The organism is Thermostichus sp. MS-CIW-23 (assembly GCF_054059455.1).
Genome location: NZ_JBSSCC010000014.1, coordinates 30,637 through 45,302, shown reverse-complemented (window position 1 = coordinate 45,302; position 14,666 = coordinate 30,637). Strand labels below are relative to the sequence as shown.

General features: G+C 56.8%; 13 protein-coding genes and 1 pseudogene. 6 read left to right on the top strand and 8 right to left on the bottom strand.

Annotated features, from left to right (window positions below):
* Nucleotides 1–32: 32 nt before the first annotated feature.
* The 8 genes from ACVW0B_RS06880 to ACVW0B_RS06845 all read right to left on the bottom strand — a co-directional run bounded on the left by ACVW0B_RS06880 (nt 33) and on the right by ACVW0B_RS06845 (nt 8,054).
* Nucleotides 33–353, bottom strand: a complete 321-nt coding sequence (locus ACVW0B_RS06880; RefSeq protein ID WP_457491288.1) for a hypothetical protein — start codon at nt 351–353, stop codon at nt 33–35.
* A 596-nt stretch (nt 354–949) separates the two neighbouring features.
* Complete coding sequence (gene rsfS, locus ACVW0B_RS06875; RefSeq protein ID WP_011431734.1) at nt 950–1,321, bottom strand: ribosome silencing factor; 372 nt, start codon at nt 1,319–1,321, stop codon at nt 950–952.
* Nucleotides 1,322–1,363: 42 nt separating this feature from the next.
* Nucleotides 1,364–1,957: a bis(5'-nucleosyl)-tetraphosphatase (symmetrical) YqeK gene (gene yqeK, locus ACVW0B_RS06870; RefSeq protein ID WP_457491287.1), complete on the bottom strand. Its 594-nt coding sequence runs from the start codon at nt 1,955–1,957 to the stop codon at nt 1,364–1,366.
* A gap of 4 nt (nt 1,958–1,961) precedes the next feature.
* Nucleotides 1,962–3,773 (bottom strand): translation elongation factor 4, encoded by a 1,812-nt coding sequence (gene lepA, locus ACVW0B_RS06865; protein ID WP_414350006.1) that lies wholly within the window; start codon nt 3,771–3,773, stop codon nt 1,962–1,964.
* 329 nt (nt 3,774–4,102) lie between these two features.
* Nucleotides 4,103–4,630 carry a low amplitude/bright protein LabA gene (locus ACVW0B_RS06860; RefSeq protein ID WP_011431737.1) on the bottom strand — a complete coding sequence of 176 codons (528 nt, stop codon included), beginning with the start codon at nt 4,628–4,630 and terminating at the stop codon, nt 4,103–4,105.
* 150 nt (nt 4,631–4,780) lie between these two features.
* Nucleotides 4,781–5,767 (bottom strand): glycine--tRNA ligase subunit alpha, encoded by a 987-nt coding sequence (gene glyQ, locus ACVW0B_RS06855; RefSeq protein WP_414356301.1) that lies wholly within the window; start codon nt 5,765–5,767, stop codon nt 4,781–4,783.
* A gap of 52 nt (nt 5,768–5,819) precedes the next feature.
* The gene (locus ACVW0B_RS06850) at nt 5,820–6,584 is read right to left on the bottom strand and encodes a peptidase (protein WP_457441515.1); all 765 of its coding nucleotides are present in this window, start codon (nt 6,582–6,584) and stop codon (nt 5,820–5,822) included.
* A gap of 60 nt (nt 6,585–6,644) precedes the next feature.
* Nucleotides 6,645–8,054, bottom strand: coding sequence for a DUF697 domain-containing protein (locus tag ACVW0B_RS06845; RefSeq protein ID WP_414328677.1), 1,410 nt, complete (start codon nt 8,052–8,054; stop codon nt 6,645–6,647).
* Nucleotides 8,055–8,285: 231 nt separating this feature from the next.
* Here ACVW0B_RS06845 and ACVW0B_RS06840 point away from each other — a divergent pair, with 231 nt between their 5' ends.
* The 6 genes and pseudogenes from ACVW0B_RS06840 to ACVW0B_RS06815 all read left to right on the top strand — a co-directional run bounded on the left by ACVW0B_RS06840 (nt 8,286) and on the right by ACVW0B_RS06815 (nt 14,291).
* Nucleotides 8,286–8,570, top strand: a complete 285-nt coding sequence (locus ACVW0B_RS06840; RefSeq protein WP_414328853.1) for a DUF427 domain-containing protein — start codon at nt 8,286–8,288, stop codon at nt 8,568–8,570.
* Between the two features lie 58 nt (nt 8,571–8,628).
* Nucleotides 8,629–9,213, top strand: coding sequence for a TolB family protein (locus ACVW0B_RS06835; protein WP_414380455.1), 585 nt, complete (start codon nt 8,629–8,631; stop codon nt 9,211–9,213).
* Between the two features lie 49 nt (nt 9,214–9,262).
* Nucleotides 9,263–10,447, top strand: coding sequence for an LL-diaminopimelate aminotransferase (locus tag ACVW0B_RS06830; protein ID WP_457491286.1), 1,185 nt, complete (start codon nt 9,263–9,265; stop codon nt 10,445–10,447).
* Nucleotides 10,448–10,556: 109 nt separating this feature from the next.
* Nucleotides 10,557–11,300 (top strand): hypothetical protein, encoded by a 744-nt coding sequence (locus ACVW0B_RS06825; protein WP_457491285.1) that lies wholly within the window; start codon nt 10,557–10,559, stop codon nt 11,298–11,300.
* Between the two features lie 247 nt (nt 11,301–11,547).
* Nucleotides 11,548–12,861 (top strand): histidinol dehydrogenase, encoded by a 1,314-nt coding sequence (gene hisD, locus ACVW0B_RS06820; protein ID WP_414422451.1) that lies wholly within the window; start codon nt 11,548–11,550, stop codon nt 12,859–12,861.
* A 201-nt stretch (nt 12,862–13,062) separates the two neighbouring features.
* Nucleotides 13,063–14,291, top strand: a pseudogene (locus ACVW0B_RS06815) (RNA-guided endonuclease InsQ/TnpB family protein).
* The last annotated feature ends 375 nt before the right edge of the window (nt 14,292–14,666 follow it).

Here is a 14,666-nt window from a genome sequence, read left to right as displayed (position 1 = left end):
CGCCTTTGCAGTGTAGCTTAAGCCCGCCCCCTCTATCCGTAGAAGACCTCTGACATGGATCCCGCATAGGGGTCAAGGCCAAAAGAGGCTTGTTGGAGTTTTTGATTGACCACATCCCGCACTACCGACCGCAGCAATTCCAGCTCAGAGGAATTGAGTTGATCGCGGCTGGGACACTCATCGGCAGCCAGCCACATGTAGATGGGGGGGACCCGGTTTAGGATCTGCTGCATCATCGCTTCCCGCTCCCTAGCGTCATGAAACACCTGTTGATGGGGGTGCTCAGTGGAGAGGATAGTTTCCAGTTCTCCCAATGCCAGGTACTCGACGATATTAACCAACATCTTTTCCATGATGAATGTCCCTCCTAAAAATCCCTGTCGCTCTTAAAAACAGACATTAAACAAAAAACGCTGCTTCCCCATCTTCCTCCGCTGCTTTTGGCACCGGATTTTGCCTACAAGCCGACCATTTAAGCCGGTTGCAGTTAAGTCTGCCGTCGGGAAGAAGTTGCGGTTTCGTTCGTAAGATCCTCTTGTGCAGCCAATCCTTGCCTCCTCTATTCGCCTCGTTTGCCTTTCCACTTGCCGCTGAAAGCAGCCAATAGGAGCCATCAGCAGCTGGAAAATCTTTTTGCTGGTATTCAGTACCAACGAAGAATTATCAGCGTTCAAGAGAAACAAGGTAGAGCGTTTAACAAAGACTATAGAAACTCGACTGCAAAAGGCAGGAAGATCTTACTCAGCTATTTGTCATTCACTACCCTAACACGTGACTGTGTAAGAAATTGCGGGAATATTAAGAAACTTACATATTTCTTGACAATTGACTAAAACTTCTGTCTGTCAAGGAGGCCCTGGAAGGCAGTTAAAGAGTTGTAAAGAGCAACTCTTCCCTTGGCTCCAAGCTCTGAAGAACTGCCAAATCCAGGGATCCAAAACAAATAGATTTAGCCTGCTATGGGCAGATCGACTCGCTGAGCCTGGATCCAGAAAGACTCTAGGTCATAGTAGTCCCTTTCCTGTTGCATAATCACATGGACAATGAGATCGGCATAGTCGATCAGTATCCAAGAGGCCGATTCCTGCCCTTCGATGCGGCGCGGAGTTTGTTTCCACTCGTCCCAAACCTTTTCCTCAATTGCTCGGGCAATGGCGCGGACTTGCGTGAGCGAGTAGCCGCTGACCAGAAGAAAGTAATCTGCCAAAGTGGAGACTTGGGATACATCCAGCAGAACGATATCGCCACCTTTTTTCTCTTCTGCCGCGCGAGCTGCACTCAGCGCCATGCAATAGATGGGATCCCCAGCAGGGGCAGGCATGAGATGTAGCAACTAAAACCCTCCTGAAACGACTGAGTTAACCTAGGACACCGCTTTTTCTAAAGGATGTAACAAAAAATGATTCCGAGTCATGAGTGTGCGCGGATGAACCACCTGATTCCGGTCTAGCAAAAATTTTAGGCTCAAGTCACATACTCCCACTACGGTTTTAGACAAATCTACAAAAGCCATCTGCCGCAACCGCTCCAATTCTGGGCTGTTGCCCCGATTCGGCTCCAGGGCATCGGCCACGAAAACCACGCAACTGAGCGGATCCATGCCGGGCCGACCCAACGTGTGGTTGGCAATGGCCGCCAAAATCTCCGGATCCTGTACCTGAAACTGCTCCCGCGCCACCAGGGATCCCACCTCAGCGTGCAGGATGTGAGGTTCGGCCCGCTCAATTTCATCCAGCTCCCGTTCCTGAGCCACCTTTTTCAGCAGTTGCTCCGGCGGGAAAGCCTTGGCCAAGTCGTGCATCAGCCCTGCCCAAGCAGCTTTCTGCTCATCCAGCCCGTAGTGGGCCGCCAGTTGCCGGGCCATCCCCTCTACCCCCAAGATATGGCGGAGGCGAGGAGGAGACACCCGCTCCTGTAGCCAGGCCAACACCGCTTCCCGCCCCAGTTGAGTGCCCATGGCCCTAATCATTTTGCAACTTCAGCACGGCCATAAACGCTTCTTGGGGCACATCCACCGTTCCCACCGCCTTCATGCGTTTTTTCCCCTCTTTTTGTTTTTCCAAAAGCTTGCGTTTGCGGGTCACATCTCCTCCGTAGCATTTGGCCAAGACGTTTTTGCGCAGGGCCGGTATGGTTTCACGAGCAATCACCTTAGAGCCAATTGCCGCCTGAATGGGCACTTCAAATTGATGGCGTGGGATCAGCTCTCGTAACTTGGCAACTAGGGAACGGCCTACATAAAAAGCTTTGTCCCGATGCACAATTGTGGATAGAGAATCCACCACATCGCCGTTGATCAAAATGTCCAAACGCACCAAATCATCGGCGCGATAGCCAATCATTTGGTAGTCCATGCTGGCATAACCACGAGTGCGTGATTTCAATTGGTCGAAAAAGTCGGTGACCACTTCCGCCAGAGGCAGCTCATACACCAGCGTAGTCCGACCCTGCGCCAGATATTTCATGTCTTTAAAAGTGCCGCGTTTGGTCTCACACAGCTCCATCACGGTACCGACAAATTCCTCAGGAAGAATCACCTCTACCCTGACAATCGGCTCCTCAATGCTGGTGCGCTCGTTGGGGGGAGGCAGCTTGCTGGGATTGTCCACCCGAATCACAGAGCCGTTGTTGAGGGTAACTTGGTACACCACCGTCGGAGCTGTGATCACCAGATCGAGATTGTACTCCCGCTCTAGGCGTTCCTGCACCACCTCCATGTGCAGCAGGCCCAGAAAACCACAGCGGAAGCCGAAGCCCATGGCGCTGGAAATTTCTGGCTCAAAGTACAGGGCAGCATCGTTGAGCTTGAGCTTTTCCAGAGCCTCTTTGAGTTCGGCGTACTGATCGGAGCTGCTGGGGAACAGGCCACAAAACACCATCGGCTTGGCTTCTTTGTAGCCGGGCAGGGGCTCAGGAGCTTTGCGATTCACCAGTGTGATGGTATCCCCAACACGGGCGTGTTCCACGCTCTTGATGGCGGCGGCCATGTAGCCCACCTCGCCCGCATGTAGGGCATCCACCGGCTCTTGGTTGGGACGCATCACCCCCAGCTCGGTAATCTCGTATTCTCGGCCAGAGGCCATAAAGCAAATCTTGTCCCCCGTTTTCACCTCCCCGTCCATGATGCGCACATAGACGATCACGCCGCGATAGGCGTCGTAGTAGCTATCGAAAATCAAGGCCCGCAGGGGCTCCGCCACTGTATCCCGTGGGGGGGGCACCCGCTGCACAATGGCCTCCAGAATCTCTTGAATGCCAATACCCACCTTGGCAGAGGCCAGGATTGCCCCGCTGCAATCAAGGCCGATCACCTGCTCAATCTCCGCAATCACCCGCTCCGGCTCGGCGCCCGGCAGGTCGATTTTGTTGATCACCGGAATAATTTCCAGGTTGTTCTCCAGGGCCAGGTACACATTGGCCAAGGTTTGGGCTTCCACGCCTTGAGAGGCATCCACCACCAGCAGCGCCCCTTCACAGGCGGCCAGGGAGCGGGAGACTTCGTAGGTGAAGTCCACATGCCCCGGCGTGTCGATCAGGTTCAAAACATAATCTTGGCCGTCTTGGGCACGGTAGTTCATGCGGGCCGCTTGCAGCTTGATGGTAATGCCCCGTTCCCGCTCCAGTTCCATGCTGTCCAGCAGTTGTGGCTTCATCTCGCGGGCTGAAACGGTGCCCGTTTCCTGCAGGAGGCGATCGGCGAGGGTGGACTTGCCGTGGTCGATGTGGGCGATGATGGAAAAGTTGCGAATGCGGGAGACAGGAACGCCGGTCATAAAAACCTGATCAGGGCAAAGATTTTTTACAATGCTAGCCTGTCTGGCCCTCTGCCTAAGCCAAGGTTGCCCAGAAGTTAGCTGCTGAGGGGAGAAGATACAGCTCTTCTGTCGGGCACCGGAGCGTCCTCCGCATTGGCCGGGACTGCTTTTTTCCGGCAACGCCGACGATGCCCGGTACAACGGACGTGCCGCTTGTGTGGCAGGGATGGGATCCGTGAAGATGGAAAAAGCCAGAACGAACTTAGGCGGTGTTGTCGCCAGCTCGCCAGGAGGCTATGGGTCTGACCCGACGGCAGAGGAAGCAGTCCAGAACCCTGCCCAAAGCACTACTTGTCTAACTTCTCAATGTAGGGGCGAATGTCATTGAGGTCGATGTAGCGGTCGGTGGCGTTGCGCAGCTCGCGGGCGATCATCCCTTCGGTGGAGACAACTGTAATCAGCGTGTTTTTGGAACGCAACAGCTCGACGGCCCGCTCAAAATCTCCATCGCCGCTAAATAGAATGATCCTATCGTACTGGCCAACGGTGTTGAACATATCGATTACTATTTCGATATCCAGATTTGCTTTTTGGGAGTACCGACCGGAGTCTTCATCTCGATATTCTTTGAGGATCTTGGTGCGCACAGTGAAGCCCATGCTGATCAGAGCGTCTCGAAAGGCCCTCTGATCATGGGGATCCTTGATGCCGGTGTACCAAAAGGCGTTGACCAATTCAACATTCGGCTGTGATCTAACAAAATAATCCAGCACCCGGCGTGGGTCAAAAAACCAGCCATTTTTCTGTTGAGCATAAAACATATTATTGCCATCAATAAAGATGGAAACCCGAGTGACGGGATGATGGTAAAACATAAAGCTTTTCCGAAAAAAGTAAGGTGAACTGGTCAGAAAAAGAGGATGAAAACGAGGTCACTGACTTTCCACAAGAGCCATTTGGGCAGCCAGCACCTTGCTGACACCAATCTCTTATCATAGCCAAAGGTGGGATCCCTTTCTCAAGAATTAACTCTGGGGAGAGGCACCCCTGTAAACCAAAGCGGGTTCCGGTTGCCGCAGGGCATAGCTGGATCCCGGTCGATCGGCTTGGCTAACGTACAGCTCCGCCAATTGTCGAGCCAGGTTACGGATGCGCCCAATGTAGAGGGTGCGCTCGGCTACAGCAATGACACCACGAGCGTCGAGCAGGTTAAAGGTGTGGGAGCACTTGAGCACATAGTCGTAGGCGGGCAGGAGCAGAGACACGGCCAACCGATCCGGCAACACCTGTTTCTGCAGTTTCTGTTGGGTGGTTTCGATCAAACGCTTGGCCTCGGCTTCGTAGAGCCGGAACAATTCCAGTAGCATCTCCGGATCGGAATACTCGAAGTTGTAATAAGATTGCTCGACCTCATTTTGGAAATAGATTTGTCCATAGGTAATCCGTCCCAGAGAAGGATGCTCATTCCAGCAGAGATCGAAAACCGAATCCACCCCCTGCAGATACATGGCCAGGCGCTCTAGCCCATAGGTAATTTCTACAGAAACCGGGCGACAATCTTGTCCGCCCACCTGCTGAAAGTAGGTGAACTGGGTTACTTCCATGCCGTCCAGCCACACTTCCCAGCCCACGCCCCAAGCCCCCAAGGTGGGAGATTCCCAATCATCTTCCACAAAGCGAATATCGTGCTCTGCCGGATTCACGCCCAGAGCTTGCAGGCTATCCAGGTACACATCTTGAATGTCGTCGGGGGAGGGCTTGATCAACACTTGGTATTGAAAATAGTGCTGCAGGCGATTGGGGTTTTGACCGTAGCGTCCATCGGTGGGGCGGCGACAGGGTTCGACATAGGCCACTCGCCAGGGATCCGGCCCCAAGGCGCGCAAAAACGTGTGGGGGCTCATGGTGCCGGCGCCTTTTTCCAGGTCGTAGGGTTGTAGGATCAAGCAGCCCTGCTCCCCCCAAAACTGTTGCAGGCGAAAGATCAAGTCTTGAAAGGTGTGGGCTGACATGGCAAGGGTTGGGCAGAGATAGAGCAACCCCTATCCTACCAATCTCCTCCTCTCAGTCGAGCAGCTCTTCCCGATCAGCTGGATCCGAGTAGTCCCACTCGATGGGGGGCATTTGGTCGAAGGCTTGTTTGAGGGCGCTCTCCCACAGTTTGCGCATCTTGGCCAGGTAGGGATCCCCGGTGCGCAGGCGCAGACGGTGGGTGACCTTGAACTGATCCGCTTGCACCATCACCAAATCGATGGGGGGGCCGACGGAGATGTTGGATTTCATGGTGGAGTCAATGGAGAGGAGAGCGCATTTGGCCGCATCTGCTAGCGAGGTTTCGTAGGAGAGGGTGCGATCCAGGATGGGTTTGCCGTATTTGGTTTCCCCCACCTGCAAAAAAGGGGTTTCCGGGGTGGCCTGGATGCAGTTGCCCTGGCTGTAGATCAAAAAGAGGGCCGGCTCCTCGCCTCGGATCTGTCCCCCCAACAACAGGCTGCACTGGGCGTCGATACCGTCCTTTTCCAGCCAGGGTCGGTCTTGCTCCTGGATGTAACGAATTTTGGATCCCAGGTAGCGGGCCACGTCGTAGAGATAGGGGAAGGTGTGGAGATTGGAACTTTCCTGTTGGCGCAGATCCCGCTGCACTTCGGTCAAAACGCCCTGGGTGATGGACAGGTTGCCGGAGGTGCAGATCAAGATCACCCGCTCTTCGGGCACGGAAAAATCGAACAGCTTTTGATAGGTGGAGACGTAGTCCACCCCGGCGTTGGTGCGGGAATCTGCCGCCATCACCAAGCCAAAGCGGGTGATGATGCCAAGGCAGTAGGTCATCCGAACGATGCGGCTCGGCTCTCTGATTGTAGAGGCGATTGTAGAGGCGATTGTAGAGGTTCAGGGGAAAGCAAATCCGATTTTGTGGCGGATTTCCTCCCGCAGGCGGGCGGTAATCGAGGCTTCGTCCAAATCGGCCAAAATCTGGGCTATGGCGGCTTTGGGCCCCTCTGGCCCCCAACTGGCTCCCTGGGCCAGGTAGCGGCGGGCGGACTCGCCGATGGCATAGCAGGAAAACCCGGCCAACACCGCCTGCGTCAGGGCCACGGAACCGTAGGCTCCCAGAGAGAATCCCCCCAGCAAGGTTTTCAGGGATCCCAGGCCCAACAGCGCCACCCACTCGCCGGCGCCCAGGCTGAGCATGCTGAGGATGATCTTCTGCAGCAGTTGTGTGGCTCCTGCAGTGCTCATGGGCCAGCCGTACAGGCGGGCCAGGCGCAGGATCAGGGTGACATCGATGGCCAGCCCTCCCAAGGTATCGAGCAGGGTGATGGGGTTGAGGGCAACCGCCAGCGCTTTGGTGCGGGCGGCTGAGGCGATGAGGTCTTGGGCTTGCTGGGCACGGGTTTGCAGCTTGCGCTCAATTACCTGCTGGTTAACCCGATCAGCAAACAGGAGGGCATTCAAGGCCAGCAGCGAACGCCCCTCCCGATGCAGGACTTCCAGGATTTTCAGGCGCAGCTCATCCACCTGCGGGGATCCCACTTCCATTTGGGCAGCAAAGCTCCCATCCGGCCTTTGTACCAGGCGGGGCACGCGAGGGGAGGCCGCCACCATGACGATCTCGTTGGGAGAAAGGAGCTGCCGCACCCGTTCGTTGCGGATCTTGTCGTAAATGGCCTGGCGATCTGCCTCTGGGTACTGGTCGATCTTGTTGAACACCAGCAGCATAGGCTTGCCCGCCTCCCGCAGGGTGGCCAGGGCCTCAAACTCCACCCGCGTCAGATCCCCGCAGACGACAAACAGGATCAAATCCGCCCGCTGCGCCACTTCTCGGGCCAGCCGCGCCCGCTCTTCGCCGTCTACTTCATCCAGGCCGGGAGTGTCGATCAGCTCCAGACGGGATCCCTGCCAATGGGCGACCTGTACCGACTGCACCGAGGAAGGGGGGAGGCGGGATCCCTGCAGGGATGTGCCAGAGAAGGAGGACTGGGGGCGGGTTTCCCAGCTGATGTTCCAAGTTGCCGCTTGCTGGGTACGGGTGATGCCATGGGTGGGCCCCGTCTCAAAGACTGGCTCGCCCAGCAGGGCATTGAGCAGGGAAGACTTGCCTCGCCCCACCAGACCAAAGGCGGCGATGTGGATGACCTCGGTTTCCAGCTTGTCCAAGAGCGCTTGCAAGCTCTCCAACTCCCCTTCTAAGCCCGCGACCTCTTGGGGGCGCAGATCCAGTTGGGCCACCCACTGGCGCAGGCTGCGCTTGGCTTGTTGGTAGTTGAGGTCATCTTGTAGGGTGTTGCGGCGAGCCATAGCCGTAGCGCTCAATAGCGGTAGGAAGCAGCCCTTAAAAGACTCCACTTTGCTCTCGGGATCGGCAGGCTTCCCCACCGGACAGAGAGCTTCTCATCGGACAATACAAGGGACAATACAAGACGATCATAAGAGGAAGGGAAGAGTTAAGCTCAAAGCAAGGCGGCCTCAGCCGCCGGGATCCGCAACTCAAAAATCCGATATCCAAAACTTGGCAAGAGGAGGTTTTCCATGCCCAGGGCTATCTGGAATGGGGTAGTGGTGGCGGAGACAGACCGCTACGAAACCGTAGAAGGCAACATCTATTTTCCGCCGGAATCTCTGCGCCGGGAATACTTCCAGCCCAGCTCTACCCACACCACCTGCCCCTGGAAGGGGGAGGCCAGCTACTACACCCTCGTGGTCAACGGCCAGGAGAACAAAGATGCCGCCTGGTACTACCCGGATCCCAAACCCGCTGCGGCCAACATCCGGGGCTATGTGGCCTTCTGGAAGGGTGTCAAGGTGGAGCCCTAGCCGGAGCCGAGTTTGTCAACTGGGTATGATGGGAAAAGTGGGTTGGAGAGGCGATGCCATGCTGACCAATGGCCGGATCCTGTTTGGCGCGGCCCGGTGGGCGAGAAAGCTGGGCCTGGCCGGATTGAGCTTGGTGCTGTTGGGCTGCAGCCCCGCAGGTTTTCGCACCCCGCGTCCCAGCCTGACCAACAGTGGCCTCAACAGCATCTTCCCCGATGGGGAGCCTGCTTTCAACGGAGATGGCCGCTACCTGGTGTTTTCCTCGGCCCGCAGCGGCAGCCAGGATATTTTTCTCTACGACACGGTGGAACGTCGCTTGGTGGATCTGCCCGGCCTCAACTCCAGCGACGTGGCGGCCACCTCGCCCGACATCAGCGCCGATGGTCGCTACATCGTCTATGTCTCCAATGCTCTGGGCAAGTCTGAGATTTTTCTCTACGACCGCGAAACCCGCAGGATAGAAAACATCAGCAGCCGGGTGCCAGGAGATGTGCGCAACCCCACCATCAGCGGCGATGGCCGGTTTATCGCTTTTGAGAGCAACGGCCAAGGACAGTGGCACATCGAGATTTTCGACCGGGGGCCGGCGGCCAGCACGCGTCCAACCTCACCTTCTTCCCCCACTTCTGGCGACAATCCCTGAGGGGATCCTCAAGCTAGGATAGACCCCCCTGCTTTGCAAGAGTTGTTGCATGTCGATTCCCCTCGCCCAGCGACTTCAGCCCCTCGGCGGCAATGTGTTTGACCAAATGGATCGAGCCAAGCGAGAGGCTCGTCGCTCTGGCCTGGATGTGATCGATCTGTCTCTGGGATCCTCCGATCTGCCCCCACCTTCAGACTCCTTGGCGGCCATCCAATCGGCTCTGTCGGATCCCTCTACCTATGGCTACACGCTGTTTCACGACACGGCGGACTTTCGGTCTGCCTGCGCCAAGTGGTACAGGGGCAAGTTCGGCCTGGAGATCGATCCGGAAACAGAGGTGCTGCCGTTGATCGGATCCCAGCAGGGAACGGCCCTCTTGCCCCTGGCCCTGCTCAACCCCGGCGATGTTGCTTTGGTTGCGGATCCGGCCTATCCCTCTCACGTGGGCGGGATCCATCTGGCGGGCGGGATCCCCTACTACCTGCCCCTGCGGGCGGAAAACCGCTTCTTGCCCCGCTGGGATCGGATCCCGGCAGCGATCTGCCGGCAGGCGCGGCTGCTGGTGTTGAACTACCCCCACAACCCCACCACTGCCACCGTCGCCCCGGAGTTTTGGCAAGAAACCCTGCAGTTTTGTCAGCAGTACGACATCGTTCTGGCCCACGATTTTCCCTATGTGGACTGGCGCTTCGACGGCCAGGTGGCCCCTTCCGCGCTGCAGGCGGATCCCGATAAAACCCGCACCATCGAGTTTTTTTCTCTTTCCAAGTCCTATCACATGGGAGGGTTCCGGGTGGCCTACGCCATTGGCAGCCGAGAGCTGATCCGAGCCCTGCGATGGGTGAAATCCACCATCGACTTCCATCAGTACCAGGGCATTCTGCGGGGGGCAGCAGCGGCTTTGGCAGTTCCCGATAGTTTTTTGGAGCGCTGGCGGCAGGTGTACCGAGAGCGACGGGATATAGCCGTGGCGGCTCTACACCGCATCGGTTGGCCTGTGCCTTTGCCGGAGGCCACCATGTATCTGTGGGCGCCTTTGCCGGAGTTTTATCGCGGCTCTTCTGCCCAGTTTTGTTTGGACTTGGTGAGAGCCACAGGGGTTGCCCTGTCTCCGGGTTCTGGCTTTGGCCCCAGTGGGGAAGGCTATGTCCGCTTTGCTTTGGTGGTCGAGGGATCCCGTCTGGAGGAGGCGGTGGGACGGATCGAGGCGTTTTTGTCCCGGTGCATTTCCTAAATCCCAAACATCAATCCCAAACATCGAGCATCCAGCTCTCGGTTGGTTGTGCTCGCCCACCCTCGGGCAATCTAAGTCAGGATAAGAGTGTTACCCAAGTTGAGTGGGCATGGAGAAGGAAACGCTCGACAGTTTTTTGTCCATCCGCGGGGTGATGGGGGTGGCGCTCTTGAGTCGGACAGGTCGCCCTTTTTTCTACCGCTCTTTTCAGGATTTGGATAGCCGACAGCAGCAAGCCCTTACCGAAGGGCTGTTTCAAGTTTTGCAGACCATGCCCCCAGGACTTGACTATTTTGACTTTCAGTTTGCCGAGCAGCGGGTTTTCGTTTACCCCCTTGGGCCGGAATGGGCGCTGCTGGTGGCGGTGAATGACGAGCTGGTGATGCCTGTTTACACCTTGGCCGTGAACCGCCTGCGAGCCGAGCTGCAGCAGGATACGCCAAAGGGCTTGGCCACCTTTCGCCTATTGACCAGCCAGGCGGAGGCAGGCCGGAACGCTACCCAGCCCAGTTCTGCCCCTGCGGCGGGCCCGCGCATGGAGATGGATGTCTTCGTGCAATCTCTGAACCGTCTCTGCCAGATTACAACCGGCTATTTGGGCAAGGCGGTGATCGTCAACTATTGGAAGGCAGCACGGCAGGAAGTGGTGGAACGCCAGGGATCCAAAGCAGAATGGCTGAACCAGTTCGAGATCGAGCGCAGTGGCCAGATCCACTACCGGGGATCCCTCAAGGAACTGGACGAATCTCAGCAAAGGGTGCTACGGGATTGGGTGCTGGCTTTTTTCCGTCGCTGTGAGGAGGTAATCCACGATTTTCGCAACTTGATCAAATCGACAGAACTGGGCCTATGAAAAAGGGGCAGGCTTTTTCCTAAGTAGGGCTATCGGCGAACTCTACCCGGCTCTTGGTCGAGGAAAATCCAGGCTAAGCTATGACCATGATCAACCCGGATCGCGCCAGGTGCAGACGGAATCCCTGCTTGGAGATGTTTCCTCTTGTCGCCGAAACCGGTGCAGCCGAAGATCTGCATTTGCTACCGCGATGCCGCCGGATCCCTCGTTAGTATGGGGTTACGGCGCGCTATGCGAAGGAGTTGCCATGCTGAGAATCGTCACCCAGCTAGCCGAGGCTGAAGCCGAGCTTAGACGGATCTCGGAGCGCACTCAGGCTGACCAGAACCTGCACCGTGAAGCAACTGTGCGGGAGATCCTGCAAGCGGTACGCCGTCAGGGGGATCGTGCCCTGCTGGCCTATACGGCTGAGTTTGACCAGGTGGAGCTGAGCGTTGCCGAACTGAAGGTGTCTGGGGCCGAGCTGGAGGCGGCTTACCAGGCGGTGTCTCCGCAATTGCTTTCAGCCTTACGGCTGGCCAAGCAGCGCATTGAGGCTTTTCACCGGCAGCGGGTGCCCAGCAGTTGGGTGAGCTTTCCCGGCCCTGAGATCGTTTTGGGCAAGCAATACCGCCCTGTGGATCGCGCCGGCCTCTACATTCCGGGAGGGCGAGCCGCCTATCCCAGCACGGTGTTGATGAACGCCATCCCGGCCCAGGTGGCGGGGGTGCCCGAGATTGTGATGGTGACGCCACCGGGATCCGACGGCTCGGGGGGCAAGGGGATTAGCCCGGCCATTTTGGTGGCCGCCCAAGAAGTAGGCATCCACACCATCTATCGCGTTGGAGGGGCTCAGGCAATAGGGGCTTTGGCCTACGGCACCGAGACCATCCCCAAGGTGGACGTGATCACCGGCCCCGGCAACATCTACGTAACGTTGGCCAAAAAGCTGGTGTACGGCACGGTGGGGATCGACTCGCTGGCCGGGCCATCGGAGGTGTTGATCATCGCCGACGAGAGCGCCAACCCCCTTTATGTGGCTGCCGATTTGCTGGCCCAAGCCGAGCACGATCCCTTGGCGGCGGCCATCCTTCTGACCACCGATCTCCAGCTGGCCCAGCAGGTGCAGCAGGCGGTGGCCACCCAGATGGAGGCCCATCCCAACCGTCTGATGGTGGAAAAGTCGGTGGTGAACTACGGTCTGATTGCGGTGGTGCCGGATCTGTCAACGGCGGTGGCCTTGTCCAACCTGTTTGCGCCAGAACATTTGGAACTGCAGGTGGCAGATCCCTGGGCTTTGCTGGATCCCATTCGCCATGCGGGGGCCATTTTCTTGGGCCACCATACTCCGGAGGCGGTAGGAGATTACCTGGCTGGCCCCAACCATACCTTGCCCACCGCCGGTGCGGCCCGCTATGCCTCGGCTTTGGGGGTGGAAACTTTCCTAAAGCATTCCAGTCTGATTCAATACAGCTCAGCGGCTTTGCGGGAGGTGGCCAGCGCCATTCAGGCTCTCACACAAGCGGAAGGGTTGCCCGCCCACGGCCAGTCGGTACAGGTGCGGTTGGCGGAGGAGCGCTAATCAAGCCCTGGTCGCAGTTAGCTAGACCGCCGGGAAGCCCCACCCTCTGTTAGTGACTAGTGGCTAGTCACTATCCACTCACCACTATCCAGGGTGAGGGTCGGGATGAGAGGCAAGGACACGATGCTTTGTCCTTACTGGTGCTATGACCGGCGTAGCAGGATTTTATACGCTCATCATGAGAACTTTTATAAACTCATCATGAGAACTGCCTATCAATATCGCTTACGCCCTACCTCTAGCCAAGTTGCTCTAATGGAACAATAGCTAGAGTTGTTGCGGAAGCACTATAACTATCGCTTGGCAGAGCGCTTTGCGTGGTGGGAACACAATCGCTGTGATATCAATGCTTGTCCCCTAGTCTGTCATTTGCCTGAGCTGAAAGACAATCCCGGTTTCTACTCCCAAAAACGGGACTTGGTGAAGACGAAAGCCCTGTTTCCGCAGTACAGAGCCATCCATTCGCAAGTCCTCCAGAACTGCATAGAGTGAGTGCACAAAGCATTCGACCGCTGGCTGAAGGGGGACGGTAACGGCAAGCGGGCAGGGAAACCCAGATTCAAGGGAGTTGGGCGGTATCGCTCCTTCACTTTCCCCCAGATGCAACAGGACTGCATTTGCGGGCAGTTTATCCATCTGCCCAAAATCGGTGCTGTTCGCATAATTCAGCACCGTCCTTTGCCTGAGGGCTTTGTGATTAAGACCGCTGCCATCAGCCGCAAGGCAGACGGGTGGTATGTGACCTTGAGCCTGCAAGATTCGTCCGTCCCTGAGTTTACTCCTGAGTCTGCAACGCTGGAAAACACTACAGGGATCGACGTGGGACTGGACTCCTTTTTGGTGACCGACGCGGGGGAGTCTGTTCCAGTTCCCCAGTACTATCGCAAGGCAGAGCTCAGGCTCAAGAGGTTGCAGCGAGCCTTGTCTCGCGAGAAGAAGGGGTCAAACCGCCTATGGCTAGTGACTAGTGGATAGTGACCAGTGGATAGTGAATAGTGACTATCCACTAACCACTATCTCAGCGCAAAGATTTTCATGACAAAACAGCGAACTGGCTGGTAAGCAAGGGCAAGCATATTGGGTACGAAGCCCTGAATATCAAAGGTATTGCGAGGACGAAGCTAGCAAAATCCACCTATGATGCTGGGTGGGGACAATTTCTGCAAATGCTGGCAGTCAAGGCTGAAAGAGCTGGGCTGAGGGCGATTGCAGTGAATCCCAACGGCAGCAGTCAAAACTGCTCTCGGTGCGGTCAAAGAGTACCGAAGGCGGTTCAAGACAGGTGGCATTCTTGTTCCCATTGTGGGCTAGAACTAGAGCGCGACCACCATGCGGCCATCAACATCAAGCACAGGGCGGTGGGGCATCCCGTTCTTTTCGCGTCAGCGGGACGTAGTCCTCAAGCGCAGGAAATGTCCTTTTCGCGTTAGCGGCGCGGAGCGCTTTGCGTCAGCATGAGTGCGGGAGTATGTCACACTCCAAAATAAGCCCTATTTCTCAAGCTGGACAAGCAACGGGATCCCTCGCCTGCCCTAGCGCCGCCTGGGGATTTCCCCCTTCCACTGGCAGGGATCCTCACCAACATCATTGTTGAATTGAATAATGTTGAATGGTCTGGGCGGGTGCAGGTTCATATCCGCGCTCCTGACGGATGGTCTTCAAAGAAAGGAGATCCAATGCTGTTGGCGGTTCGGTTCCCCAGTCCTTTGGCGGGACGGAGTCCTCAAGCAGGCTGGTCTGGGATGGTGAGGGATCGTTTCTGGGGCTTCATCTTAAGATCCTTCAAGCCCCTGGCAGTTTGTCTG

Coding starts and splice junctions, on each gene's coding strand:
- ACVW0B_RS06830 (WP_457491286.1), top strand. CDS start 9,263: ATGTCGATTCCCCTCGCCCAGCGACTTCAGCCCCTCGGCGGCAATGTG.
- glyQ (WP_414356301.1), bottom strand. CDS start 5,767: ATGTCAGCCCACACCTTTCAAGACTTGATCTTTCGCCTGCAACAGTTT.
- ACVW0B_RS06860 (WP_011431737.1), bottom strand. CDS start 4,630: ATGTTTTACCATCATCCCGTCACTCGGGTTTCCATCTTTATTGATGGC.
- hisD (WP_414422451.1), top strand. CDS start 11,548: ATGCTGAGAATCGTCACCCAGCTAGCCGAGGCTGAAGCCGAGCTTAGA.
- ACVW0B_RS06840 (WP_414328853.1), top strand. CDS start 8,286: ATGCCCAGGGCTATCTGGAATGGGGTAGTGGTGGCGGAGACAGACCGC.
- ACVW0B_RS06835 (WP_414380455.1), top strand. CDS start 8,629: ATGCTGACCAATGGCCGGATCCTGTTTGGCGCGGCCCGGTGGGCGAGA.
- ACVW0B_RS06845 (WP_414328677.1), bottom strand. CDS start 8,054: ATGGCTCGCCGCAACACCCTACAAGATGACCTCAACTACCAACAAGCC.
- ACVW0B_RS06850 (WP_457441515.1), bottom strand. CDS start 6,584: ATGACCTACTGCCTTGGCATCATCACCCGCTTTGGCTTGGTGATGGCG.
- ACVW0B_RS06880 (WP_457491288.1), bottom strand. CDS start 353: ATGGAAAAGATGTTGGTTAATATCGTCGAGTACCTGGCATTGGGAGAA.
- yqeK (WP_457491287.1), bottom strand. CDS start 1,957: ATGGGCACTCAACTGGGGCGGGAAGCGGTGTTGGCCTGGCTACAGGAG.
- lepA (WP_414350006.1), bottom strand. CDS start 3,773: ATGACCGGCGTTCCTGTCTCCCGCATTCGCAACTTTTCCATCATCGCC.
- ACVW0B_RS06825 (WP_457491285.1), top strand. CDS start 10,557: ATGGAGAAGGAAACGCTCGACAGTTTTTTGTCCATCCGCGGGGTGATG.
- rsfS (WP_011431734.1), bottom strand. CDS start 1,321: ATGCCTGCCCCTGCTGGGGATCCCATCTATTGCATGGCGCTGAGTGCA.